We start from the raw sequence: 23,468 nt of genomic DNA, 5'->3' as shown, positions 1-23,468 counted from the left end.
GATCAGCAGGTCTTGCTTTCCACTGTCGACAACGGCCCTTCGACGTACACGAACGGTCACGGTGGGCCGGACGGTGAGGGATCGTCGTCGGCACCGGGCCGGGCACCGTCGCCGCGCCGGCTACTCCGCTGCCGAACAGGCGTACGCCGGTCAGCGCGACAGCATCCGGCGGACCCGGCCGCCCACCGCCTGCTTGACCTGCTCGCGCAGTGGCTGCGCGCGGTGTGCCTTGAGTTTCTGCTGCAGCGTCCGGTTCTCGTCCCGCAGCCACTGCATGCGCGCCAGCAGTTCGTCGGTGGTGTGGGCGGAGGCTGGCCGGACCGCCTGCGGGTAGACGGTCTGGCGGACCTGCTCGTCGAAGCGGGTGGCGCTGTCCCCGTCGGCGAACGAAAGGCCGAGGTCGTGCTTGGCGAGGAAGGCGGTGATGCGCGCGAAGCGCTCCTTGTGGCCCTCGTTCAGGGCCGCGTAGTCGGCTTCCTCGTAGAGTTGGGCGGCATCGACGTCGGCCGGTACGTCGCGCATCAACCGGTGCGGGATGTCGAAGTAGCGGGCCAGTTCCAGGGTGCGCGAGTCGTGTGCGAGGAGATACCCGGGAGTGCCGGAGATCAGCGCCGTGATGGTGCCGTGGATCCGGGTGCCGAAGGCGAAGTCGAATCCGGAGAGATACTCCATCCAGGGCCACGGGTCCACGAACATCCGCACCTTGTCCTCGACGAAGAGCGGGTGTGAGGTGTGGATCGGCATGTCGTCGGTCTTGCCGCGCAAATTCGGTGCGTCGCCGTAGAGCAGGGTGCCGAGGGTGTACAGGCCCTGCGCAAGGTAGCGCAGGTTCGGGTAGCGCTGGTGGTGGCGGCGGACGATCGGGGCCAACGCGCGGACGTATGGCGAGATGACGAACGCGAGCCGATCCCCGGTGCCCAGGGTCGCCTTCGCCTTCTCGACCCGGAAGCTGTCGCCGTGCAGGAACATCGACGGACAGCCGATCTGCTCGACAGCGGAGAAACCCAGCGTACGCAGGTAGGTCTCGCTGATCTCGCCGCGTACGCCGATGCTGTGCGACCGGTCCAGCACCGCCCGGCAGAACGCCTTCACCGGCTCGTCGATCGGGCGCAGGTACTCCAGGTCCCCGTCCACGTCGGTCTGCGCCCCGACCCCGAGCACCACCACCGGGATCTTGAGCCGCTCGATCAGCCGGGTCATCGACATCAGCCGGTTCGCGTAGTCGTGGCGAAACGCGTTGGCCAACGGGATCACGAAGACGTCGTACTTCTCGTTGATCTCGTCGGCATCGCGCGGGTCCGCCCGGAACCGCGACGGGGTGATCTCTGCCGCCCGGGTGGCCAGAAGCTTGTGCGCGGCGTGGCTGAAGACCAGGTTGCCGGTGTTCTTGCCGATCCAGTCCCGCTCGTAGGTCTCCTCGGCGGTGTAGACGTCGAACGGGCCCTTGCGGGCTCGCAGCAGGATCCGCTGGTGCATCCGGGGTGTCCACCCTTCGTCCCGGACGCCACGGCGCCCGGCGAGGCCGAATCGGCGCGACCGGCCGAACACGGCCCGTTCCGTGCAGGAGCCGAAATCCTACCGTCTCCACGTCGGTCCGGATCCCACTGGCGGCCGCCACGTCGGCCCGAAGGTCGGCGGGGCAACAGCCAGGGCGTCGACCACATCCTCGCCGCGTACCTGGCCTGCCGTCCGCCTGGGCTGAACGCGTCCCAGCGGTGGAGCGCCTGGGCGAACGAGCCGTGGCGTTCGACCTCGACGTCAACCGTCACCGACTACATCACCGAGCCGGTACAAGCCCCAGACGTGTCCGGCATCCTCGAACGGCTCGGCAGCGACCCGAGCAGCAGCGGGTGACCGCCGGAAGGAAACGATGCCTCGCTGGACCTGCGCGTCGACCCTCGCTACGGGCCCGTCTGGCTTGTCGCCGTTGCGACCCAGAGCACGAACACGATCGTCACGACCACCCGGCGACTGCGACCAGCCCGGTCGCCAGGGCGGCACGAGGCGAGTTGCGCCGGCGCAGTTCAAAGGCCGTGGTGACGGTGAACAGCAACGCGAACATCTCGAACGCGGCGAGCCAGAGGAGTCCGACGAAGCTCAGCAGGCCCTCGACCATGTTGCGGCCGAGAAAGACAACCCGACCGCCGTATGCCGCGCCGCACCAACACAACGTCGCCAGGCCCGCCAACGCCCGCTGCGGCCGCGAGCGGGACTCGAACCCCGATACCGAGGGACTGTGAGATCAAGGCGGCTGTCTGCCGACCTCGATGACCGTTGCTGAACTACTCGTCCCGCCGGCCTCCGCCGGGTACGTCGACCGGCTTGGCTGTACGGATGGCTGTACAGCCGCACACACCGTCAGAATCAGCGGATGGACTGGGCCGACCGTCAACTGAGCTTGCGACCGTCCTTCTGAGCTCCCGCACGCCTCAGGGACGCCGTCAGTTCGAAAGAGCGCCGCTCAACGGCCGCGGCCACATGGCTCGACCAGCGGTCAAGCAGCGTTAGCCAGCTGCAACGTGACTGATCTTGGTCCCCGGAACGACGAAAGGGACGTCCTCCCCGCGGCGGTCACGTCCGCGTTGCCGGCGGTGGAACGCCTCGAACGCGTTCCGGTCGCCACCTGCGGTCAGGGGCCACGAGTTCGGCGTCGTCGTGGGCGGTCATGCCTACCTGTCGCAGCGGGACCGGGTTGTGGTTCGCGACACCGGCCCGGCTTCGTCAGAGGATGGTGACGGTGATCACCTGTAGCACTTGACGTGGTGCTGCACATGTCTGTCCTGGATGCAGTCGTGTATCCAGGACAGGAGCGGAGCATGACGACCGCGTTGCTCGACCGCGCGCCGACGCCGTCGCCCGTCAGCAGCCCTCCCGGGCAGGCGCCACGGTTGTACGTGCTGGACGGGTTGCGGCTGATCTGTGCTCTTGCGGTGGCCGGGTACCACTTCGGCGACTCATGGAGGTTGGACGGGGTGCGCCCGCCGGCATACTTCCTGCCGGACGCGGCACCGGTGCTGATCTATGGCTTCCTCGGAGTCGAGACGTTCTTTCTGATCAGCGGATTCGTCATCCTCATGAGCGGCTGGGGGCGCACCGTTCGCGAGTTCGCTGCCTCCCGCGCCGCGCGACTCTATCCGGCGTTCTGGGTGTGTGTGCTGACCACGACAGCCGTAACGACAGTGCTGCCGATCAGCGGCGGGCTGCCTTTCCCACCTCCGCCGGACGGGTGGGGCGTGCTGGTCAACCTGACCATGTTGGCGGAGCCCCTCAACACGCCGCTTGTCGACACCGTGTACTGGACCCTCTGGATCGAGCTCCGGTTCTATCTGATCGCGGCGTGCATTCTTGCGGCCAAGCTGACCGACCGGGGGGCAAAAATATTCGCTGCCGTGTGGCTGGCCGTCGCCGTGATCATGCCCGTTTTCCGGGGTGCCGCCCTGGACGAGGTCGTGATGTCCGATTTCGCGCCGTACTTCGTCGCCGGAATTACCCTGTTCCTGCTTCGCCGCAACCGATCCGATCGATGGCTGTGGGTGCTGCTACTCGCCGCGTGGCTGGTCAGCCTGCAGCGCGTGCACGAGCGGACCCTGGAGTTGAAGCCCGGCTTCGAGGTGCCCGTCTGGCCGGCACCGGTGCTGCTCACCGGGGTGTACCTTTTGATGCTCGTCATCGCGCTCGGCTACACCGACCGGGTAAAGATGCTCTGGCTGGCCACCGCGGGTGCACTCAGCTACCCCTTCTACCTTTTGCACCCGCGCATCGGATACAGCGTGATCCGCAACGTGTACGAGGAAACCCACCTCCCCCCGTCGGTACTGATCGGCGGCACCGTGTTCGGGCTGCTGGCGGCAGCGTGGCTTGTCCATCGCTTCGTCGAGCGCCCACTCGCACCCGTGATCCGCGGCTTCGTGTTGGGCCGGCGACGACAATGACCATCAGACGCAACGCGCCGAACACGAGGGAGAGCGTGGATCCCAGGACCGCGGATGCCGATTCCGCCTTCCGCGAGCTGTTCGAGGCCGCGTATGACGATTTGCTGCTCTTCGTCGAACGCCGTGCTCACCTCGCCGTTGCCGAAGACGTGGTCGCCGAGACGTTCTTGGTAGCGTGGCGCCGCTTGGACGAAGTACCGAAATCACTCGGCGAGGCCCGCGCCTGGCTGTTCACCGTCGCCCGCAATGTTCTGCACAATCGGCAGCGCAGCGACCAGCGGCAGCAGAGCCTCGCGCTTCGCGTCCTACGGGAACCCGATGCTCGGAGCAGCGCCGAGGCCGACCTCGCCGCTACCCGCATCGACCTGGTGAAGGCTTGGCAACGCCTGTCATCCGCCGATCAGGAAGTGCTGACGCTGACCGCGATCGAAGACCTCACCGGACCGCAGGCAGCACAGGTACTGGGCATTTCCCGGCCCGCGTTCAGTCTGCGCCTGCTGCGCGCCCGCCGCCGACTGCGTCAGCATCTTGGTCAGCGGCCGAACAGCGAACCCACAAACGTCCCTGCACCGGCCGGCCCTTCACGACGCGGAGGCTCCGCATGACCGACGACGATGTCCTCGACCAGACGATCCGCGCCGCCGCGGTCCCGGTGCCCGCACGCGTCGGGCAGGAACCCGCGCGAGAACTGCTCGAGCGGATCGTCGCCACTGATCGGCGACCACGCCCAGCACCAGCGCGCACACCGCACCGCCGGCCTCGCCTGGTGATCGCCGGCGCGGCCGGAGCGCTCGCCGCCGCTGTCGCGTTCACCCTGACACTTGTCAACGCTGGTCCCGCGTTTGCGTCGTGGACGCCCGAGCCGAGTCCGATCTCGGATGCCGAGGCACGCGACCTCGTCAGCAAATGCCTGCCCGCCCAGGACGCGAGCGTCGCAAGGGTGGTCATCGGTGAAAAACGCGGGGAGTACGCATACGTGAACGCCGTGTCGCCGGCTGGAAGCCAGACGTGCTTCCGCGATCGCCACGGAGACGTGACGAATACCAGCATCCTCACCGTGCTGACCAGCACCGAGCGGCTCGGCGCCGGGGGTGTCGAGATGTACTCGTGGGGCCAACTACGCACCGACGAAGGCTACGTCCGGATCATGGCGGGACACGTCGGCTCACAGGTGACGAGTGTGGAGATCAACTTGCGGACCAAGGATGGCGATCTGTCACGGACGGCGCGGGCAACCGTTCGCGACGGTTACTTCGGCGCCTGGTACCCCGAGGGCCGCGACGAGTCGAGCAGCAACGTCACCACACTGACCGTCCGCCTCGCAGACGGCAGCGCGGTGAACCTGTCCGCCCGCGAACTGTACGAACAACCGAAGCTGGACTGAGAGGGGGTCGGCAGGCCCCACCCTCCGACAGTCACCGGCACACCTTTCTTCCGCATCGCCGGAAGCGCCTACCGCCGGCCGGGAGGCCGGCTTGCGGCACGCCCTCGCACCGTCGCCGGTCAGCGGCCCTGCAGGCGCTTGACGTTGTCGCCGAGCCTCCCTGACCTACCTCGGCGAGCAAGCTGATCCCTGCCCTCGCGCTGACCGGCCGATTCAACGAGGCACTGCTGCACACCGAGGCCATGTGGGCCGGCTGGTGCCGGGCGCGCCGGCCCCCGCCCCCTGGCTGTGGCTCCCCGTCAGCTTCATAGATCGTGTGCCGACCGGACTTGCGGCAGCCCGTCCTCGGTCAGCACGATCGTCACCCGGGGGTGCCCGCTTCGACGCCACCGCCGGGACCGCCCGCCGAGCACGACGACGGGCGACGCTCGCCGCCGCGACAGCCGGAGGAAGCGGCCCTCGATGCGCGGTGAGCGCGACGAGGGCCGCGGCCTGGGCGGGTGGCAGCGGACGGCGGGCGGTGGTCAGTCGGGCGGGGCGAACCGGCGACGCAGTTCCCGCTTGAGCACCTTGTGGCTCGGCCCGAGCGGCAGGTCGTCGACATACCGGACCTGCCGCGGGTACTTGTGCCGGCCCAGATGCTCCCGCGACCAGTCGATCATCTCCTGCTCGTCGGGCAGGCCCGGGCCGGCCGGGTCCGCCACCACCACCGCGCAGACCTCCTCGCCGTGACGCGGGTCGGGCACCCCGATCACCGCCACCTGGCCGACCGCCGGGTGCCCGGCAAGGACCTCCTCCACCTCGCGTGGGTAGACGTTGAAGCCACCTCGGATGATCATGTCCTTCTTCCGGTCGATGATGGTGATGAACCCGTCGGCGTCCTTGCGTCCCAGGTCACCGCTACGGAACCAGCCGTCCACCACCGCCTCCGCGGTCGCCTCGGGCCGCCCCAGGTAACCGGCGAAGACGTTGTGCCCCCGGATGACGATCTCGCCGAGCTCTCCGGTCGGCAGCAGCTCGATCCGCTCGTCCACCTCCGCGCGGGCGATCTCCACCTCCACGCCCCAGACCGGGTGCCCGATGGTCCCGGCGCGGGTGCCGAAGTGCGGCTGGTTGGTGGTGGCGGTGGGTGAGGTCTCGGAGAGCCCGTACCCTTCGAAGACCGTCGTCTGGAAGGCGGCGTGGAACCGTTCCAGCACGGCCACCGGCAGCGACGCCCCGCCGGAGACGCAGAGCCGCAGCCGGGGCAGGTCGTCCCGGTCCCGGGCGGCGTCGAGCAGCGCCACGTACATGGTGGGCACGCCGTGGAAGACGTCCACCCCCTCACGCAGCATCAGGTCGATGGCGGCCGGCCCGGTGAACCGGCTCAGCAGCACCAGCGTCGCGCCGATCCGGAAGGAGCCGTTCATCGCCACCGTCTGGCCGAAGCTGTGGAACAGCGGCAGGCAGCCGAGCACTACGTCCGTCCTGCGCGCGTCGTTGGCGTCGAAGACGTTCACGGTGGCGTTCATGACCAGGTTGAGGTGGGTGAGCACGGCGCCCTTGGGCACCCCGGTGGTGCCGCTGGTGTAGAGCACCACCGCCGGGTCCTCCGCCGACCGGGTGACGTACGACGGCAGCGGTGGCAGCGGGTGGCTCAGCTCCTCCAGGCGGGGCGCGACCGCGCCGTCGGCCGCCGGCCCGACGGTCACCAGCGGCACGCCGGCCGCCGCCGCGGCGGCGGCGCCCAGGGCGAGCTGGGAGCTGTGGCACACCAGCAGCTTCGTGCCGCTGTCGGTCAGCACGTGCGCCGCTTCGTCCACGGTCAGCAGCAGGTGCACCGGGACGAGCACCGCGCCGGCGGCGAGGGCCCCGTAGTAGACCCGGGGGAAGTCCACCACGTTCGGGGCCAGCAGGGCCACCTTGTCGCCGGGGCCGATCCCCCGCTCGCGCAGCCCGGCGGCGTAGCTGCGCGCCTCCAGCCACAGCTCGGCGTACGTCACCCGGGTGTCGCCGTCGACCACGGCGACGGTGTCGGCGTGCCGGCGGGCGGACTCGGCCAGCACCATGGCCAGCGACAGCGCGGTCATCGGGCCACGCCCCGCACCAGGCGGCTGACCGTCTCGGCGACGCAGACCGGCTTGCCGCCGACGTCGCTCTCCACGGTGACCGCGGTCACCACCTGCACGCCGCCGTCCACGGGTGACACCTCGGCCAGGGTCGCGGTGGCGCGGACCGCGCTGCCGACCCGGAGCGGGGCCGGGAAGCGCACCCGGTTGAGGCCGTAGTTGACCCCCATGGCCACCCCCTCGACCCGGTAAAGGCCACCGGCCAGCGCCGGCAGCAGGGACAACGTGAGGTAGCCGTGCGCGATGGTGCCGCCGAACGGGCCGGCCGCGGCCCGTCGCGGGTCGATGTGGATCCACTGGCGGTCGTCGGTGGCGTCGGCGAACCGGTCGACCCGTTGCTGGTCGATCCGGAACCAGGGGCCGGGGCCCAGGGTCTCGCCGGTCGCCTCGGCCAAGTCCTCGATGGACGCGAAGACCCTCATGCCAGGTGCCCTCCCAGCTTCGTGTAGCCGCGCAGCAGGTCGCGGGAGATGATCAGTCGCTGCATCTCGTCGGTGCCCTCGAAGATCCGGTAGAGCCGGACCTGCCGGTACCAGCGCTCGATCGGCAGCTCGCGGGTGTAGCCCATGCCGCCGTGGATCTGCAGGACGCGGTCGACCACCCGGTTGACCATGCCCGCGCCGTAAAGCTTCGCCATCGAGGAGGCGTGCCGCGGGTCCATGCCCTGCTCGACGGTCCAGGCGGCGCGCAGGATGAGCCAGCGGGCCGCCTCCAGCTCGGTCTCCGAGTCGGCGATCATCCACTGGATGGCCTGGTTGGTGCCGATCTTCGCGCCGAAGGTCTCCCGGGTGTTGGCGTAGTCGATGGCCATCGACAACGCCCGCTCGGCGATGCCGACGGCGTGCGACGGGATAATGTAACGGCCCTTGCCGATCCACTCCATGCCGAGGCTGAAGCCCTGCCCGGGCTCGCCGAGGATGTTGCGCCCGGGCACCCGGACGTCGTCGAAGACCAGCGAGGCGGGACCACCCTCGCCCATCGTCTGGATGAACTCCGAGCGCCAGCCCATCGACCGGTCCACCAGGAACGCGGTGGCGCCGCCGTGGCGGGCCCCCTTCTCCCGGTCGGTCACCGCGATCACGATGGCGAAGTCGGCGTCGTGACCGCCGGTGATGAAGGTCTTCTCGCCGTTGAGGATCCAGTCGTCGCCGTCGCGGCGGGCGCTGAGCTTGATGTTGGCCGCGTCGGAGCCGGCGCCGGGCTCGGTGATCGCGAAGCAGCTGCGCCGCTCCCCCTCGATGGTCGGGACCAGGTACTCGCGCTTCTGCTCCTCATTGGCGTGGAACAGGATGTTGTCCGCCTCGCCGCCGAACCGGAACGGCACGAACGAGCGGCCGAGTTCGGTCCAGATCAGGGACTGGGTGACGGCCGGCAGGTCCATGCCGCCGTACTCCTCCGGGGTGGCCAGCCCCCAGAACCCGAACTTGCGCGCCTTGAGCTGCAACTCGCGCAGCTCGCTGTACTCCAGTCCGGGCCGGTGCGCCCGTTCCCGCCGCAGCAGCTCCTGCTCCAGCGGCATGACCTCCCTGGTGATGAAGTCGCGGGCGGTGTCGCGGATCGCCCGCTCGGTGTCGGAAAGCGCGAAGTCCATGTCCCCTCCGGGTGCTGGTCCGCCGGCGCGCCTCAGCGCGCGCCGCCGTTGACGTACAGGGTCTGTCCGCTGACGTACGACGCGTCGTCGCTGGCCAGGAAGGCGATCACCGAAGCGATCTCGGTCGGCTGGGCGACCCGGCGCAGCGGGGTGTGCTCGGCGACCGTCCGCTGATGCTCCTCCGGGCTGCTGCCGACCCGCTGCGCGGTGGCGGCGGTCATCGCGGTGGCCACGTAGCCCGGGGCGACGGCGTTGACCGTGACGTTGTACGGGCCGAGTTCGATGGCGAGGGTGGCCGTCAGGCCCTGCACCCCCGCCTTGGCCGCCGCGTAGTTGACCTGGCCCCGGTTGCCGAGGGCGGAGCGGCTGCTGAGGTTGACGATCCGGCCGTAGCGGGCCGCGACCATGTGCTGTTGGGCGGCCTGGCAGCAGAGGAACATGCTGGTCAGGTTGGTGGTCAGCACCGCCTCCCAGTGTGGCAGGGGCATCTTGAACAGCAGGTCGTCGCGGGTGATACCGGCGTTGTTCACCAGCACGTGCAATCCGCCGTACGCCTGCACCACCCGGTCGCTCATCGCGGCCACCGCCGCGGGGTCGGTCACGTCGCAGCCGATGCCGACGGCCCGGCCGCCGGCCGCGGTGATCTCGTCGGCGACCGCTCGGCTGCGCTCCTCGTCGAGGTCGACCACGGCGACGGCGGCGCCCTCGGTGGCCAGCCGGTGCGCGGTCGCCGCGCCGATGCCCTGCCCGGCGCCGGTGACGACGGCCACCCGGTCGGCGAATCTGGTCACGGTTCTCCCCTTTGCTAGAAGGCGTTGACGCCGGTGAGCGCGCGCCCGATGAGCAGCTGCTGGATCTGGCTGGTGCCCTCGTAGAGGGTGGCGACCCGGGCGTCGCGCAGGTACTTGCCGACCGGGTACTCGTCGATGTAGCCGTACCCGCCGAAGACCTGGACGGCGTTGTTGGCCGCCCGGACCGCTGCCTCGCTGGCGAAGAGCTTGGCCATCGAGGCCTCGGTGGCGAACGGCTCGCCCCGGTCCACGAGGTCGGCCACCCGCCACACCAGCAGCCGGGCGGCGGCGGTGTCCACGGCAATGGCGGCGAGCAACTGCTGCACCAGCTGGTGCCCGGCGATCGGCTTGCCGAACTGGGTGCGCTGCCCGGCGTAGCCGACCGCCGCGTCGAGGCAGCCCTGGGCGATGCCGACGCAGCCGGCGGCCACCGACATCCGGCCCTTGGCCAGGGTGGCCAGGGCCAGCCGGAACCCGCCGCCGGCCGGGCCGAGGCGCGCCGAGTCGGGCACCCGGACGGCGTCGAAGCGCAGCTCACCGGTTGCCTGCCCGCGCAGCCCGAGCTTGCCGTGGATCTCCCTCCGGGTGAGCCCGGCGACGTCGGTGGGCACCAGGAACGCGCTGATGCCCCGGTGTCCGGGTCCGCCGGTGCGGGCGAAGAGCAGGACCACGTCGGCCACGGTGCCGTTGGTGATGAACGTCTTCGCGCCGGTGATCAGCCAGTCGCCGCCGTCGCGGGTCGCCCGGGTGGTCAGCGCGGCCGCGTCCGAGCCACTGTCCGGTTCGGTCAGGGCGAAGCAGCCGAGCGCGGTGCCGGCGCAGAGCCGGGGCAGCCACTCGGCCCGCTGCGCGGCGGACCCGTACGCGGCGATGGCCTTGGCGACCAGCCCGAGCGACACCGAGACGATGCCCCGGACGGCGGAGTCGCCCCGGCCGAGCTCTTCCAGCACCAGGCAGTAGGAGAGGTGGTCGCCGCCGGACCCGCCGTCTTCCTCGGAGATGGTCAGCCCGAGGAAGCCCAGCCGGCCGAGCTTGTCCACGATCTCCGGGTCGACCGACTCACGCCGGTCCCACGCCGCGGCGTGCGGAACCACCTCACGATCGACGAACTCGGCGGCGAGCTGACGAACCGCCGCCTGCTCCGCGGAGAGCTGAAGGTCCATGCGGCATAAACTAGCGCTGCAAGTTTAAGCACGTCCAGACCCGGCTGTGGCAGAGTTGCGGACCGACGAGTGAGCGAGGGAGACGCGGATGCCCCGGCCGAGGCAGGCGTTGCTCAGCCGGCAGCGGATCGTCGATGCCGCCGCCGCGCTGATCGACGCGGACGGGCTGGAGGCGTTCTCCACCCGCCGGCTCGCTGCCGAACTCGGCGTACGCGGGCCCTCGCTCTACAACCACTTCGCCACCAAGGACGACATTCTCGACGCGGTGGCCGACAGCGTGACCGCCCAGGTGGACGTCTCCTTCTTCGGGCGCCTCGACTGGCGCGAGGCGCTGCGCCGGTGGGGGCACTCGTATCGGGCGGCACTGGCCGCGCACCCGAACATCGTGCCGTACCTGGCCCGCGGGCCGGGCCGGCGGCCGGCGGCGCTGGCGATGGCCGACGCGGTCTACGGCGGGCTCGTCGCTGCCGGCTGGCCGCCCGCGCGCGCGACGCACATCGGCGCGCTGATGCGCTACTTCGTGGCGGGCTCCGCGCTCGGATCGTTCGCCCGTGGCTTCGTCGAGGACCCGGGGTTGTACGGGGAGCGGTATCCGCACCTGACCCAGGCGCACCGGCTGGCCGAGCATCAGCAACGGGTGGACGAGGGCGCCTTCGCGCTCGGCCTCGACGCGCTCATCCATGGGCTCTCCCGCACCTATGAGGAGCACGTCGGGCCGTTACCACCCCTCCCGCCAGCCGATCCGGGGCACTAGAGTAAAACTTGCAGCGCTAGTTTTCGACCGCCGTGATGGGCGCGATGGATCTCGCACGAACCGACATCTATCTCGACGAAGCGTGGGGTGCCCCCTCCTGCGGGCAGACCATCGCGGTGCACAACGTGCGGAATCCGCGTTCGGCGTCGGCGCTGCCGCGCGCGGAGAGCGCCCGCCGGGACGGGCTGGCGGTGCTGCTCGCCCCCTGGTCGAGGAGGGCGAGCGCGGTGGTGGCCGCCTCGTGCCGCCCGTTGACCAGGTCCAGCACCGCGAGCGCCCACTGGGCGAGCGCGCGCGGGCGGCTGTGCGGGGCGGGCGCCTCACCGATCTCGCGGATGCGGCACAGGCTGGTCAGAGCGTCGCCAGTCCACCGCGCCCCGCTACCCCATCAGCAGAACACCCGCCACCAAGGGAACGGTGCGCCCTACCGTTCGCTACACGCTGGTCGCAGGCATGGGGTCTGTCGGTGGGGCGGCACGGTGACCTCTTCGTATCCGTGCAAGTGGTCGCCACAGAGAATGCGCTATCACGACGCCTCGCCCACGGCGCTCACCTGCACCGGTACGGCGCGCTCCCCGGCGTGCACCGCGTCGAAACCGAGATCGTCGCGCAGAGGATCAAGCGGGCGAGACCCCTCGTCGCCTCCGGAGCCTGAGCGCGGCTTGCTTTCGAGCGCGCTCGAAGCTTTAGCGTCGGGGCCGTGACCACGACAGCCGAGACGAGAACATGGATCATCACGGGCGCGAGTTCAGGCCTCGGTCTGGGGCTCGCCGAGGCGGCACTCCAGGCTGGCGAGCACGTGATCGGGACCGCGCGACGGGCCGACCGCTTCGACGGGCTCAAGGCGCGGTACGGGGATGCGCTCCTCGCCGTCGAGCACGATGTGCGCGACACGGCCGGAGCGGCCGGGGTCGTGCAGCGGGCGCTGGAGGTGTTCGGGCGCGTCGACGTGCTCGTCAACAATGCAGGCGCCGGACAGGTCGGCGCCGCCGAAGAGATCACGGACGCTGCTCTGCGGGCCATGCTCGAGCAGCACCTGTTCGGCCCGGCCGCCTATGTGCGTGCCGTGCTGCCCCACCTGAGGGAACGTGGCTCTGGTGCGATCGTGCAGATGAGCAGCCAGGGCGGGCGGATGTCGTTTCCCGCCGTCGGCAGCTACTCAGCCGGCAAGTTCGCGCTCGAGGGCTGGTCGGAGGCGCTGGCGGGCGAGGTCGCACCGTTCGGCATCCGCGTCCTCATCGTCGAGCCCAGTCGCTTCCGCACCGCGTTCAACGCCGCGGACGTGCTCAACACCGCGCGGCAGAGCGCGATCTACGACGGGGTCACCGGTGCCGTGCGCGCGAACATGGAGGGAGCCGACGGCATCCAGGAGGGCGACCCGGCACGAGCCGCCCGGGTGATCCGGGACATGCTCGAAACACCCGACGCGCCGCTCCGGCTCCCGCTCGGCACCGAGGCGGTTCGCAACCTCACCCGCGTCTACCGTGCAGCGCTCGACGACGTCGAGAAGTGGGCGTCGGTGAGCGAGTCGGCGGACTTCCCAGGCATGCCGCCCGCGGTTCGCGCGTTCTGATCGCCGTACCCTGATGGTCATGGCCACCGAAACGCTGATCGAGCGCATCCTCGCTGCCAGCGACGGGCCGTCCTCGGCGACGGTCGACGCGCTGCACGAGCTGCTCGACGACGCCACCATCGAGGCCTCGACGGCGCCAGGCCCGCGCCGAGGTCACCGACACCTACTACATCGCCCAGCCGGTAGAAGCCCCAGACGTGTCCGGCATCCTCAAACGGCTCGGCAGCCACCGGAGCAACGAAGGATCGTCGCCAGGAGAGAACTATGCACACCGATGACGAACTTGGTTGCCGCACCGCGCAAACGGGGGGCGGTTCAAATCTCCATCGAAGAAAACCAGAGCCCTGACCAGTGTTCCCGCTGGTCAGGGCTCTTTCTTTGTCGGGACGGCCGGATTCGAACCGACGACCCCTTGTTACCGTCCGTAGCTATCCCGACCTTGTCATTGGTCGTCAGAAATAAGCGCTGAGCTGCACAGACACGGTCAGAGATTGATCGCCTCTTGTCACTGGTTGTCAACTACAGGTGGGGGTTTTCGGGGGGTAAACGGGGGGCAGACCGACAGGACGTCGCCAGGGTCCGACCGCGCCCGCCGCCCTACCATCGAGGTCTCCTGCCGCCAAGAGAACGACGAGCCCCATCCATCGGGACCGCCTGCCGCAGGCATGGGGGTACCTGTCGGTGGGGCCACACGAACCATTGCCTCGCCGCCGATGAGGATCGACAAAACCTTGCGGATAACCCAGGTCTAGCTGGTCGGTGACCTCTTTGGGCACGCCGAAGAGCGAGGAGCAACGCCGGCTGCTCGCCGACGTGCGATACGACTCCGGCGCAACCGTCAAGTCATGCTCGTCGAGGCTGACATCAGCTGATCAAGCAGACGTCGGCGGGACGAGATCCGCAGCGTCAAGCGGCCCTGCGGGCGGCGAGGCGTTCGATCACACCGCGGGCGAAGCGCTGATGCTGTTCGATCCGCAGGCCTGCCGCCTGCACGTGGTGCAGGGGGCGTCGGCGGAAGTGCTCGCCGGCCCTGGGAATGCTGACCAGTTCGATGAGGTGCTGTAGCGCGCGTACCGGGCGGGTGGCGCCGATGACGTTGTCGGCCAGGAGAAGCAGGCCGTCCGGGCGGAGGACGCGGACCATCTCCAGGACGACGCGTCGGTCGTCCGGGATCGCGCAGAGCGAGAGCGTGCAGACGACGGTGTCGAAGCTGGAGTCGGGAAAATCCAGGCGGTGGGCGGTGGGCGGTGCCGAGCCGCAGATCCGCCTCCCGGCCCAGGTCGGTGGCTCGCTGTCGCGCGATCTCCAGCATCCTGGGGCTCAGCTCCACCCCGGTGAGCCTCACCTCCTGTGGGTAGTACGGCAGGTCCCGCCCGGTGCCGATGGCGACCTCCAGGGTATGGCCGGTCCAGGCAAAGCGACGCCCTGCCGCCGGAGAGCCTCGCGGGCGTCTCGTTCGGCGCGGTGCTCGACCATCGCACCGGCACCGTATACGCCTCCGCGCCCCCTGTGGGAGCGCATGATCGTCACTTCGATCTGCGTGCCACGCTGAGGGCGGCCCGGCCCGATGTGCGCTGGCGCGTCGTCAACGACGCCATCGCCGCGTTGTTGCACCTGGCTAACACCCCGTCGGCCCGGGTCTACGCAAGATCCTGCTCAGGACGATCAGCACCGGCATCGCCTGCCGCACGATCGATCAGCGCACCGGCGAGATTCCGGTCGACGAGTGCGGGCTGCAGGGTGAAATCGGCCACCTGCGACAAGCGTGGCGATCAGTGGTGTGCCCGTGGATCTACGCTGCGACTGCGGACAGCCGCGACACGTAGCCGCCTTCTCGTCCGGCCCGGAGGACCTGCTTCTTCAGCTGCCTGCCCTCCTGGAGGGCCTCGGAATCGTCGTGATCATGCTGTCACTGGCTCTGCTCAGGACAGACGGACAGGCGCACGGGCCAAGTACGCGGGTCAACAAGACTTGCCGCCCGGCCATACTGCAGCTCGTTCAGCCTGTAACGGCGGTAGCGGTTGGCAGTGACGGTGCGGCGCGAGTCGACCACCGCCCTCGACCAGTCGATTCGCCGGTAGCTGCCCGAGCCGGTCCACGATCCCCTCGGTCTTCAGCGCTGACGCATCAGCCCCGCCGGCGGTCAAGGCTCTGCTGGCCGGCGTCATCTTCGTCTGCTACCCGTTGGCCCCCCGATGACACCGGCGGGCGCCCCTGCCGTACACCGGCTCTGGCCGTGTTTCCCGCAACGCGGCCTACCCGGCGCCGAACACGGCAACCTCGGCCTGCCCGCTGGTTCCCGGGGTAATGATTGCGTCCGATGACGAACCTATTGTGGACTTGTCGTCCGTCGATTCCTGAAGCCTTGTGGACCATGGCAGGATCGGCGATACTTGGACGGGGCCGGTTGGCTGACCTGCTTAGGATTCCTGCGATTTATCCGCCGCATTCCGATGGCGCGGCGCCGGTCCATCCAACGCGGCCCGGCCCATCTCCGCAAGGATCCCGCCGACGCCTCTCTCACCGCAGCTGATTCCAGCGGAAGGGTCACCATGCAGCGCACCATGCTGAAATCGAAGATTCACCGCGCCACGGTCACCCAGGCCGATCTGCACTACGTCGGGTCGTTGACGCTCTGTCGGGACCTCATGACGGCCGCCGACCTCCTGCCCGGTGAGCGGGTCGACATCGTCGACATCAACAACGGCAACCGGCTCTCCACGTACGTCATCGAAGGCCCGCCCGGCAGCGGTGTGGTCGGTATCAACGGCGCGGCCGCGCGGCTCATCGCCCCTGGTGACATCGTGATCATCATTGCCTACGGGGTGTTCTCGGAAGCCGAGATCGCGCACCACCAGGCGCGGGTGGTCTTCGTGGACCAGGACAACCGGGCGCTCGGGACCGGCGCGGACCTCGCCGCACCCGTGCCGGGCACCGGGACTGTACGCGGTGATGTCGTCGCCCGGTGACCCGTCTCGTCGATGGTCCCGCGGGGCGCGCCGGCGGCCGGCGGCAGCCGCGACACCTCGCTAGAACGGCCACGCCCGGTCATCATAATAATTACCGCCCATCGACTGAGGTAATCGCCGCACGTAGAATCTGGATTTTTCACGACCAGCGAATGCGAATCCGCACCCCCGATGGCAGGCTGTTGCATCTAGAGCCGCTCCGCCACGAGCTGCCACTCCCTAGAAACATTTCTGCGAGTTTCCGCAGTGCCGCACGTCTGCTCACATTGAATTCGGGGGAAAGCGTGACCCAGGTCCAAGTTCTCGTCAGCTCACCGGCGTATCGCGCCGACCTGGTCGAGGGCCTCGCGATCGCCGGAATCGCGGCGTCCGTGGCGAAGACCCTGTCCGACTCCGAGATCCTGTGGTCCGCCGACGCTGTCCTGATAGATACCGACGTGCTGCGGTCGGACCGGGACCTGTCGCATGTCGCCGACATCGCCCGGCTCACCGTGGTCCTTCTGCTCCACGACACGGCGACGGTGACGGCGGCCAAGCACCGGATGTACCGCGAGGCCGGAGCCGTCGGTGTGATCTACAAGCGCGAGCCCGCCGACCGCCTCGTCGCCGTGGTACGGGCGGTCACGTACGGATGCGAGACGACCGCCCGGCGGGATGGCGAGGGCGCCGGGACCGGGGAACACGCCGAACCGGTCGGGGGCGAGCTCTCGGAGCGGGAGCAGCAGGTGCTGTCGAAGATCTCGCGCGGCCTGACGCACGGGCAGATCGCGACGCGCCTGGGGATCAGTCCGCACACGGTGGACACCTACGTCAAGCGCATCCGGGCGAAACTCGGGGTGGGCAACAAGGCGGAACTGACCCGGGTCGCCCTGCTGCGTCGCACGGCGACCGCGTCCGGCTCGCCGGCGGGAAGGCCGGACCAGGTGGGCCCGGGACGTGCTTCCCTCGACGGCCGGCGCGGACGCCCAGCGGCGTGAGGTCAACCGACGCCCGAGTCGCCGTCCGTCAGCCCAGGTCGCGTGAGATCACGTCGATCACCCGCTGAAGGCCGAGCTCGTTGAGGAAGTGGCCGGTGTCGAGGACGTCCAGGTGGAAACCCGCCACCGTCTCCTCGCTCCACGGCGCCATCAGGTTCGGAGACGCCTCGACGTCGTCCCGGCCGGCGAAGGCGTGGACGGGGACGTTCAGCGGTGGTGACGGACGGTACGCGTGAGTGGCGAGGACCGTCAGGTCCGCACGCAGGATGGGCAATAACGCCGAAAGGAGATCGTCGTCGTCGAACACCTCCGGCGGCGTTCCACCCAGCTCTCTCATGTAGGTGACGAGTTCCTCGTCGCTCTCGTTCCATCCCCGGACCACCTCTTCGAGAACGGGAGCGGTGCTGCTCGACACGTAGAGCTTCCTCGGCAGGGGGAGCCGACGGTCACGGAGCGCGTGCGCGAGGGCCCGGGAGACCCGCGCGCCCATGCTGGCGCCGAAACACGCGAAGGGCCGGTCCAGCATCGGTTCCAGCACCTCGATCAGCTCGTCCACGAGCGTCGTCATGCTGGTGTGGGGCGTCTCCATGAACCGGTCCGCCCGCCCGGGCAGTTGCACCGCGACCGGTTCGATGGAGGGCGGCAGCAGGTGCGTCCAGTTCCGGAACATCGACACGCTGCCCCCGGCGTAGTGGAAGCAAAGCAGCATGATCCCGGCGTCCTCGCGCCTGCCCAGTCCCTTGAGCCAGCGGAGTTCGTCCACGGTCAGCCCGCGCGGCCCAGGCCGTCGCACAGTACCCGGAGCAGGTCCGGCGGCGCCTCGATGAACCTGTGGTGAGGGCCGGGCAGCAACTCGAAGGTCGTCTCGCCGCAGGACGCCCACCCACCCATGGTGTCGTGGCGTATCTCCACGTCCTCGGTCCATCCGATCGCGGTGATCGGGCAGGTGAGCCGGAACGGATCGGGCACCACGTAACGCTTGTTGGTCTCCACGTCCTCCCGCAGCACCTCTACGTAGAAGGAGATGAGGGCCGGATTCGGCTCCGCGCCGAGTTGCCGGCTCAGCGTGGCTAGCTCCTCGGCGAGTTCCTCGTCGGTCATCTGCAGGAAGCGGCCGAACGGACCGTCCTGGGGCGCCACCTGCGAGGAGATGTAGACCCGGGCGGGCTGCGGCAGCCCGGCCCGGATGATCTCCGACGACACCTCGTAGGCGGCCAGCGCCGAACCGCAGTGCCCGAAGAAGGCGTACGGCAGGTCGAGATACGGCTCGAGACCGGCGACCATCAGCTTCGCCAACTCCTGGTAGGTCTCGAAGTTGGGCTCCGCCAGACGGGTCTCGTGACCGGGTAGTTCCACCGGTAGCAGGTCGACCCCATCGTGCTGCGGGGGCCATCTGCGGTACATGCTGGCACCGCACCCCGAGTAGGGGATGAGGAACACCCGCCCGGACACCCCGGCGGACGGTTCCCGGGGCAACCACTGGTTCCGTTGATTGGGCATCGGCAGCACTCCAGGGGTCAACGTGGCCTGGCGACGATGGGTAGGTGCTTGTACCCGGAGATGAAGTTCGAGCGCAGCCGGGCCCGGTCACCCGCCGGCTCGAACGCGGTGAACCTGCGGAGCAGCTCGTCGAACAGGATCCGGAGGGTGACGCGCGCGACGTTGTGACCGACGCAGTAGTGCGGCCCGAGACCGAATGCGACGTGCCGGTTCGGCCGGCGCCGCAACTGGAACGTCATCGGGTCCGGGAATGCCTTGGCGTCCCGGTTGACCGCGCCGAACCAGACCGCGACGGCGTCACCCGCCTTGATCTTCGTGCCCCTGATCTCGGTGTCGTTGACCGCGTACCGCATGAAGTGGCTGACCGGCGACGCGAGCCGCAGCGCCTCCTCCACGGCGGTCGGCGTGACGCTCAGGTCGGCCGCCCACTCGTCCAACAGGCCGTCACCCATGTGCTCGGCGAGCACGTAGGTTGGCGAATGCGGGGTGGTGACGGCCGCACCGAGCAACACGCTGTAGCAGTTGGACATCACCTCGCCAGGCGACATCGGGCGTCCGTCGATCTCGGTCCGGATCAGCACGCTGATCAGGTCGTCACCGAGGTTCTTGCGTCGCTCGTGGGAGATGTCCTGGAAGTAGGCGAACAGTTCGCGGTGCGCGTTGTCCAGCGTCGTCTGGGTCCCACCCGGCAGCAGGTAGTCGGGGTCCTCCGGCGAACTCGACGCGGTGAGGAGCGTCACCAGCCGGGGCCAGTCCGCGCGCGGCAACCCCATGGCCACTCCCCCGACCGCCACCGGCAGGAACAGCATCGCCTCGGCGAAGTCGAAGGTGCCGCCGTCGGCGAGCGGTTCGAGCACCTCGAGCACAAGGCCACGGATCATCTCCTGCTGGCGCTCGATCGGCCGGATCGCGAGCGCCTTCTGCAGGGAGCCCCGCATGATCGTGTGCCGGGGCGGATCGGTGGCGGGCAGTTGCCGGCCGCCCGCCGGGTCCTCCACGCCGAGCATGCACAGCATCGTGCCGCGCTCCGAGGTGAACGTCTCCGGGTCGTGCAGGACCCGGTGGGCGTCGTCGAACGTGACCACCGACCAGAAGCCCCGCCGGTCGTCCACCTGCCGCCAGGCGAGGCCGTCGAGGCCACGCATCTCCTCCCAGACCGCACGGTAGTCCCCGTCGCTGTACAGCACGGGATCCTCGACGGCCATCGCAGCCGAGGTCACCGGGCACCGGGATGCAGGACTCCCGTTCATGGTCTGGCTATCGCGCTCTCGCATCAGCCGCCGCCTCCAACGGTTCAGTCGGGTGGTCACCGATCTGCCGACGTAGTTCTTCGGCGAGATCGGCAATGGTCGGGCGCAGGAACAGGGTGCGGGCCGGCAGCTCGACGTCGAACTCCTCCTGCAGCGCCACGAGCAGTTCGGCGGCCAGCAGCGAATGCCCATCCAGGTCGAAGAAGTTGTCGTGGATCCCGACCGGCTCGACCATCAGAGCGTCGCTCCAGATTTCGGCGAGCCTCCGCTCGGTTGGATCGGTCGGGCCCACGTAGTCGTTGGACACGTTGCGCGGGACCTTCGCACGCGGCAGTACCGACCGGTTGACCTTGCCGTTGCCGTTCAACGGGATGTCCGGCAGCACGATGATCGCCCACGGCACCAGGTGGGCCGGCAGGGTTTCCCGTAGCTGCTCCCGCAGCGCGGTGCTGAACGCGTTCCAGTGGGCCTTCGGCATCTGGCCCACCGCGACGTAGGCGACCAGTCGGGAGTCGCCGGCGCCGTCGGTGTGTGCCAGCGCGGCGGCCTGCTCGACGCCGGGTTGCCGGAGCAACTCCATCTCCACGGTGCTCGGCTCGACGCGGTAGCCACGAATCTTGACCTGCCGGTCCACCCGGCCGAGGAAGTCGAGTGTCCCGTCGTCGATCCACCGGACCAGGTCCCCGGTCCGGTACATCCGCCCACCGGGACGCGCCGGGTCGAGATCCGCCACGAACGACTCGGCCGTGGTGCCCGGCTTGTTCAGGTAGCCGGTGGCGACGCCGTCGCCGCCGACCCAGAGCTCGCCGACCTCGCCGGGCGGCACCGGCTGCATCGCGTCGTTGAGGACCGCGACGGTGGTGCCGTCGATCGGCGTTCCGATCGGCACCCGTGGCAGGTCGCCGGCGCTGCCGACGGGGGTCCAGCACGTGGTGAACGTGGTGTTCTCGGTGGGACCGTAGCCGTTGGTGAAGATCAGGCGCGGGTACCTGGCGAGCACGCGCTGGACGTGTGCCGGCGACAGGACGTCGCCGCCCGCCAGGAGGTGCCGGACCCCGGCGAGGTTGTCGAGCTGGTGGGTGACCATCTTGTGGAACAGCCCGGTGGTCAGCCACAGCACGCTGACCTTCTCCGCGCGGATCAGCTCGCCGATCTCGGCCAGGTCGGCGAACCCCGGCGGGGCGAGCGCCAGCCGGTTCCCCTTGACCAGCGGCATCCAGATCTCGAACGTCGAGACGTCGAAGCCGACCCTGGTCAACTGGAGGAACACGTCGTCGTCCCGCACGCTGATCCAGCTCGGGTCGTCGATCAGCCGGTGGATCGCCCGGTGGGGAACCACGACGCCCTTCGGCTCGCCGGTCGATCCCGATGTGTAGCAGACATAGGCGGGGGTATCAGGTCCGACTTCCGGCGCGTGGACCGGTTCGGCCCGGCCGGCACGGGCATCCTCGTACCGCAACACGACCGGCACCTCGGGCGCCTGCTCCTGGGGGCCGCCGCCGGTGACGACCGCGAACCGCGCCCCCGAGTCCCGGACGATGCGGGCCCGTTGCTCCGCCAGGTCGGCCGGGTCCAGATAGAGGTACGCGCCACCCGCCTTGAGCACCGCCGTCAGGGTCACGATCAGTTCCGGCGACCGATGGAGTACGACGGCGACGACCGCGCCGCCGCGGACCCCGGCGTCGCGGACGCGCCCGGCCAGTTCATCCGAGGCGCTGTCGAGCTCGCGGTAGGTCATCGTCCGGCCGCGGTAGGAGACCGCGACCGCGTCGGGCGTCCGGGCGGCCTGCTCCGCCACCAGTTCGTGAACGCACCGTCGCATGGTCAGTGACTGCTCGATGTCCATCAAGGATCTATCACTCCTGACTCATGCCCGTCGGCCGGGAGGGTGTGCGATCACCGGCCGGCGGAGATCGTGGCGGGGTCGTGCCGCGCGCTGCGCGGTCGCAGGTCGGTCCAGTGCCGCTCGATGTAGTCGACGCACGCCTGGCGGGAGTCCTCGCCGTGGACGACGGTCCAGCCCGCCGGCACGGAAAGCGTCGCGGGCCAGAGGGAGAACTGCTCCTCCTCGTTGACGAGCACCGAGAACCTTCCATCGGGGTTGTCGAACAGATTCATGCCGCCGACTCCTCAGCTCGAAGACCGGTACTGACCGACCGGTACCGACAGCCCCGCCGGAATCGTGGCCGGCCGCGGAAACCATGCCGTGCGGACGACGGTACAGACGCGCCACGCGGCGGCCCTGTCCCTTCTTCCGGTGACAGCACAGTGATCGTGAGTGTCGATACGGTCACGTGGCGGTCCGCGCCTACGCAGGGACCAGCGTCCCGAGTGAGGAAGGTGAACCGGTCCATGGTCGACTTCGAGATACGCCCGTCCGCGCAGCCCGTGCCGGAGGCGAGACGGAAGGCGATCCTGGCCGCGCCGGGATTCGGCCGGACCTTCACCGACCACATGGTCACGCTGCGCTGGTGCGCCGATCGGGGCTGGCACGACGGGCGCGTCGAGCCCTACGGTCCCTTCCTGCTCGATCCCGCGACGGCCGTCTTCCACTACGGCCAGGAGTGCTTCGAGGGCATGAAGGCCTACCGCCAGGCCAGCGGAGCGGTCGGGTTGTTCCGCCCCGAGGAGAACGCGGCGCGGTTCAACAGGTCGGCCGACCGGGTCGGCATGCCCCCGCTGCCGGAGGAGACCTTCGTGCACGCGCTCGAGCTGCTGGTGGGCCAGGACAGCGCGTGGGTGCCGGACGCCATCGGCACCAGCCTCTACCTGCGCCCATTCATGATCGCCACCGAGCCGGCCCTCGGGTTCACCCTGCCGTCCGCCAGCTACCTCTTCTGCGTCATCGCCTCACCGGTGACCGCGGCCTTCGACGCGGGAACCGCGCCCCGGTCGCTGACGGTGTGGTTGTCCAAGGACTACACCCGGGCGGCACCGGGCGGCACCGGGGCCGCCAAGACCGGCGGGAACTACGCCGCGGCGTTCAAGGCGACCCAGCAGGCGGTGGCGAACGGATGCGACCAGGTGGTCTGGCTGGACGCGCTCGAACACCGGTGGGTCGAGGAGATGGGCGGCATGAACCTGTTCTTCGTCTACGCGCCGGAGGGCGACGGTCGGCCACGGATCGTCACCCCGCCACTGACCGGGACCCTGCTGCCGGGGGTGACCCGTGACTCTCTGCTGACCCTGGCGCCCCAGCTCGGCCTCGCCGCGGAGGAACGCCGGATCTCCGTCGACCAGTGGCGGCAGCAGTGCGCGTCCGGTGAGATCACGGAGGTGTTCGCCTGCGGGACGGCGGCAGTGATCAGCCCGGTGGGTGCCGTCCGGAGCACCGCCGGCGACTGGCCGGTCGGTGACGGCCGGCCGGGTCCGGTCACGCTGCGTCTACGCGAGGAGCTGCTGGGCATCCAGCACGGCAATCGTCCCGATCCCTTCTCCTGGGTCCGCAAAGCCTGCTGACCGCAGCGACGGACCGA

The 23,468-nt window shown here is 69.6% G+C and carries 22 protein-coding genes and 1 pseudogene; 8 read left to right on the top strand and 15 right to left on the bottom strand.

Going from position 1 to position 23,468, the window contains the following annotated elements; all coding sequences use genetic code 11:
• Positions 1-150 precede the first annotated feature (150 nt).
• Positions 151-1,476, bottom strand: a complete 1,326-nt coding sequence (locus Q3W68_RS19280) for a polysaccharide pyruvyl transferase family protein (protein WP_302906764.1) — start codon at positions 1,474-1,476, stop codon at positions 151-153.
• Between the two features lie 478 nt (positions 1,477-1,954).
• Positions 1,955-2,116, bottom strand: a complete 162-nt coding sequence (locus tag Q3W68_RS19275) for a hypothetical protein (RefSeq protein WP_302906763.1) — start codon at positions 2,114-2,116, stop codon at positions 1,955-1,957.
• Between the two features lie 700 nt (positions 2,117-2,816).
• On the opposite strand from Q3W68_RS19275, the gene Q3W68_RS19270 reads away from it, so the two are divergent.
• The 3 genes from Q3W68_RS19270 to Q3W68_RS19260 are packed head-to-tail and all read left to right on the top strand — an operon-like array spanning position 2,817 to position 5,316.
• Complete coding sequence (locus Q3W68_RS19270; protein ID WP_302906762.1) at positions 2,817-3,932, top strand: acyltransferase; 1,116 nt, start codon at positions 2,817-2,819, stop codon at positions 3,930-3,932.
• A gap of 35 nt (positions 3,933-3,967) precedes the next feature.
• Positions 3,968-4,537 carry an RNA polymerase sigma factor gene (locus Q3W68_RS19265; RefSeq protein WP_302906761.1) on the top strand — a complete coding sequence of 190 codons (570 nt, stop codon included), beginning with the start codon at positions 3,968-3,970 and terminating at the stop codon, positions 4,535-4,537.
• Positions 4,534-5,316 (top strand): hypothetical protein, encoded by a 783-nt coding sequence (locus Q3W68_RS19260; RefSeq protein ID WP_302906760.1) that lies wholly within the window; start codon positions 4,534-4,536, stop codon positions 5,314-5,316. Before Q3W68_RS19265 ends, Q3W68_RS19260 begins: the two co-directional genes overlap by 4 nt.
• A gap of 524 nt (positions 5,317-5,840) precedes the next feature.
• Here the strand turns inward: Q3W68_RS19260 and Q3W68_RS19255 are convergent.
• From Q3W68_RS19255 to Q3W68_RS19235, 5 genes are read right to left on the bottom strand one after another with little or no spacing between them, the layout of a single operon-like run.
• On the bottom strand, positions 5,841-7,385 hold the full coding sequence (locus Q3W68_RS19255; RefSeq protein WP_302906759.1) for a long-chain fatty acid--CoA ligase: 1,545 nt from the start codon (positions 7,383-7,385) through the stop codon (positions 5,841-5,843).
• Positions 7,382-7,846: a MaoC family dehydratase gene (locus Q3W68_RS19250; protein ID WP_302906758.1), complete on the bottom strand. Its 465-nt coding sequence runs from the start codon at positions 7,844-7,846 to the stop codon at positions 7,382-7,384. The genes Q3W68_RS19255 and Q3W68_RS19250 overlap by 4 nt, the downstream gene beginning before the upstream one ends.
• The gene (locus Q3W68_RS19245; protein ID WP_302906757.1) at positions 7,843-9,015 is read right to left on the bottom strand and encodes an acyl-CoA dehydrogenase family protein; all 1,173 of its coding nucleotides are present in this window, start codon (positions 9,013-9,015) and stop codon (positions 7,843-7,845) included. The genes Q3W68_RS19250 and Q3W68_RS19245 overlap by 4 nt, the downstream gene beginning before the upstream one ends.
• A 32-nt stretch (positions 9,016-9,047) precedes the next feature.
• Positions 9,048-9,806: an SDR family NAD(P)-dependent oxidoreductase gene (locus tag Q3W68_RS19240; RefSeq protein ID WP_302906756.1), complete on the bottom strand. Its 759-nt coding sequence runs from the start codon at positions 9,804-9,806 to the stop codon at positions 9,048-9,050.
• Positions 9,807-9,820: 14 nt separating this feature from the next.
• Positions 9,821-10,969 carry an acyl-CoA dehydrogenase family protein gene (locus tag Q3W68_RS19235; RefSeq protein WP_302906755.1) on the bottom strand — a complete coding sequence of 383 codons (1,149 nt, stop codon included), beginning with the start codon at positions 10,967-10,969 and terminating at the stop codon, positions 9,821-9,823.
• Between the two features lie 88 nt (positions 10,970-11,057).
• Here Q3W68_RS19235 and Q3W68_RS19230 point away from each other — a divergent pair, with 88 nt between their 5' ends.
• Complete coding sequence (locus Q3W68_RS19230; RefSeq protein ID WP_184684906.1) at positions 11,058-11,723, top strand: TetR/AcrR family transcriptional regulator; 666 nt, start codon at positions 11,058-11,060, stop codon at positions 11,721-11,723.
• 67 nt (positions 11,724-11,790) lie between these two features.
• Here the strand turns inward: Q3W68_RS19230 and Q3W68_RS19225 are convergent, their stop codons facing one another.
• Entirely contained in the window at positions 11,791-11,991 is a 201-nt protein-coding gene (locus tag Q3W68_RS19225; RefSeq protein ID WP_302906754.1) for a hypothetical protein, read from the bottom strand.
• A gap of 432 nt (positions 11,992-12,423) precedes the next feature.
• On the opposite strand from Q3W68_RS19225, the gene Q3W68_RS19220 reads away from it, so the two are divergent.
• A complete protein-coding gene (locus Q3W68_RS19220; RefSeq protein WP_302906753.1) occupies positions 12,424-13,296 on the top strand; it encodes an SDR family NAD(P)-dependent oxidoreductase in 873 nt (290 codons plus the stop codon).
• Positions 13,297-14,202: 906 nt separating this feature from the next.
• On the opposite strand, the gene Q3W68_RS19215 is transcribed toward Q3W68_RS19220, so the two are convergent.
• A complete protein-coding gene (locus Q3W68_RS19215) occupies positions 14,203-14,526 on the bottom strand; it encodes a class I SAM-dependent methyltransferase (RefSeq protein WP_302907141.1) in 324 nt (107 codons plus the stop codon).
• Between the two features lie 28 nt (positions 14,527-14,554).
• A pseudogene (locus Q3W68_RS28355) lies at positions 14,555-14,680 on the bottom strand (class I SAM-dependent methyltransferase); the annotation flags it as partial.
• 1,168 nt (positions 14,681-15,848) lie between these two features.
• On the opposite strand from Q3W68_RS28355, the gene panD reads away from it, so the two are divergent.
• Both panD and Q3W68_RS19205 read left to right on the top strand, forming a co-directional pair.
• A complete protein-coding gene (panD, locus tag Q3W68_RS19210; protein WP_302906752.1) occupies positions 15,849-16,265 on the top strand; it encodes an aspartate 1-decarboxylase in 417 nt (138 codons plus the stop codon).
• Between the two features lie 152 nt (positions 16,266-16,417).
• Positions 16,418-17,242: a response regulator transcription factor gene (locus tag Q3W68_RS19205; protein WP_302906751.1), complete on the top strand. Its 825-nt coding sequence runs from the start codon at positions 16,418-16,420 to the stop codon at positions 17,240-17,242.
• Positions 17,243-17,270: 28 nt separating this feature from the next.
• Here Q3W68_RS19205 and Q3W68_RS19200 read toward each other — a convergent pair whose 3' ends face one another.
• The 5 genes from Q3W68_RS19200 to Q3W68_RS19180 all read right to left on the bottom strand — a co-directional run bounded on the left by Q3W68_RS19200 (position 17,271) and on the right by Q3W68_RS19180 (position 22,110).
• Positions 17,271-18,005, bottom strand: a complete 735-nt coding sequence (locus tag Q3W68_RS19200; protein WP_302906750.1) for a thioesterase II family protein — start codon at positions 18,003-18,005, stop codon at positions 17,271-17,273.
• Positions 18,006-18,007: 2 nt separating this feature from the next.
• The gene (locus Q3W68_RS19195) at positions 18,008-18,742 is read right to left on the bottom strand and encodes a thioesterase II family protein (protein WP_302906749.1); all 735 of its coding nucleotides are present in this window, start codon (positions 18,740-18,742) and stop codon (positions 18,008-18,010) included.
• A 17-nt stretch (positions 18,743-18,759) separates the two neighbouring features.
• A complete protein-coding gene (locus tag Q3W68_RS19190; RefSeq protein ID WP_302906748.1) occupies positions 18,760-19,929 on the bottom strand; it encodes a cytochrome P450 in 1,170 nt (389 codons plus the stop codon).
• Positions 19,930-19,999: 70 nt separating this feature from the next.
• Positions 20,000-21,838 (bottom strand): non-ribosomal peptide synthetase, encoded by a 1,839-nt coding sequence (locus Q3W68_RS19185; RefSeq protein WP_302906747.1) that lies wholly within the window; start codon positions 21,836-21,838, stop codon positions 20,000-20,002.
• Between the two features lie 50 nt (positions 21,839-21,888).
• The gene (locus tag Q3W68_RS19180) at positions 21,889-22,110 is read right to left on the bottom strand and encodes an MbtH family NRPS accessory protein (protein WP_302906746.1); all 222 of its coding nucleotides are present in this window, start codon (positions 22,108-22,110) and stop codon (positions 21,889-21,891) included.
• A gap of 234 nt (positions 22,111-22,344) precedes the next feature.
• Between Q3W68_RS19180 and Q3W68_RS19175 the strand changes: the two genes are divergently transcribed.
• On the top strand, positions 22,345-23,451 hold the full coding sequence (locus Q3W68_RS19175) for a branched-chain amino acid aminotransferase (RefSeq protein WP_302906745.1): 1,107 nt from the start codon (positions 22,345-22,347) through the stop codon (positions 23,449-23,451).
• Positions 23,452-23,468 lie beyond the last annotated feature (17 nt).

The sequence above is a fragment of the Micromonospora sp. C28ISP2-4 genome, assembly GCF_030519385.1.
Classification (GTDB): domain Bacteria; phylum Actinomycetota; class Actinomycetes; order Mycobacteriales; family Micromonosporaceae; genus Micromonospora; species Micromonospora tulbaghiae.
The sequence above is the reverse complement of the archived record's forward strand: the minus strand, read 5'-3'. Positions and strand labels throughout refer to the sequence as shown.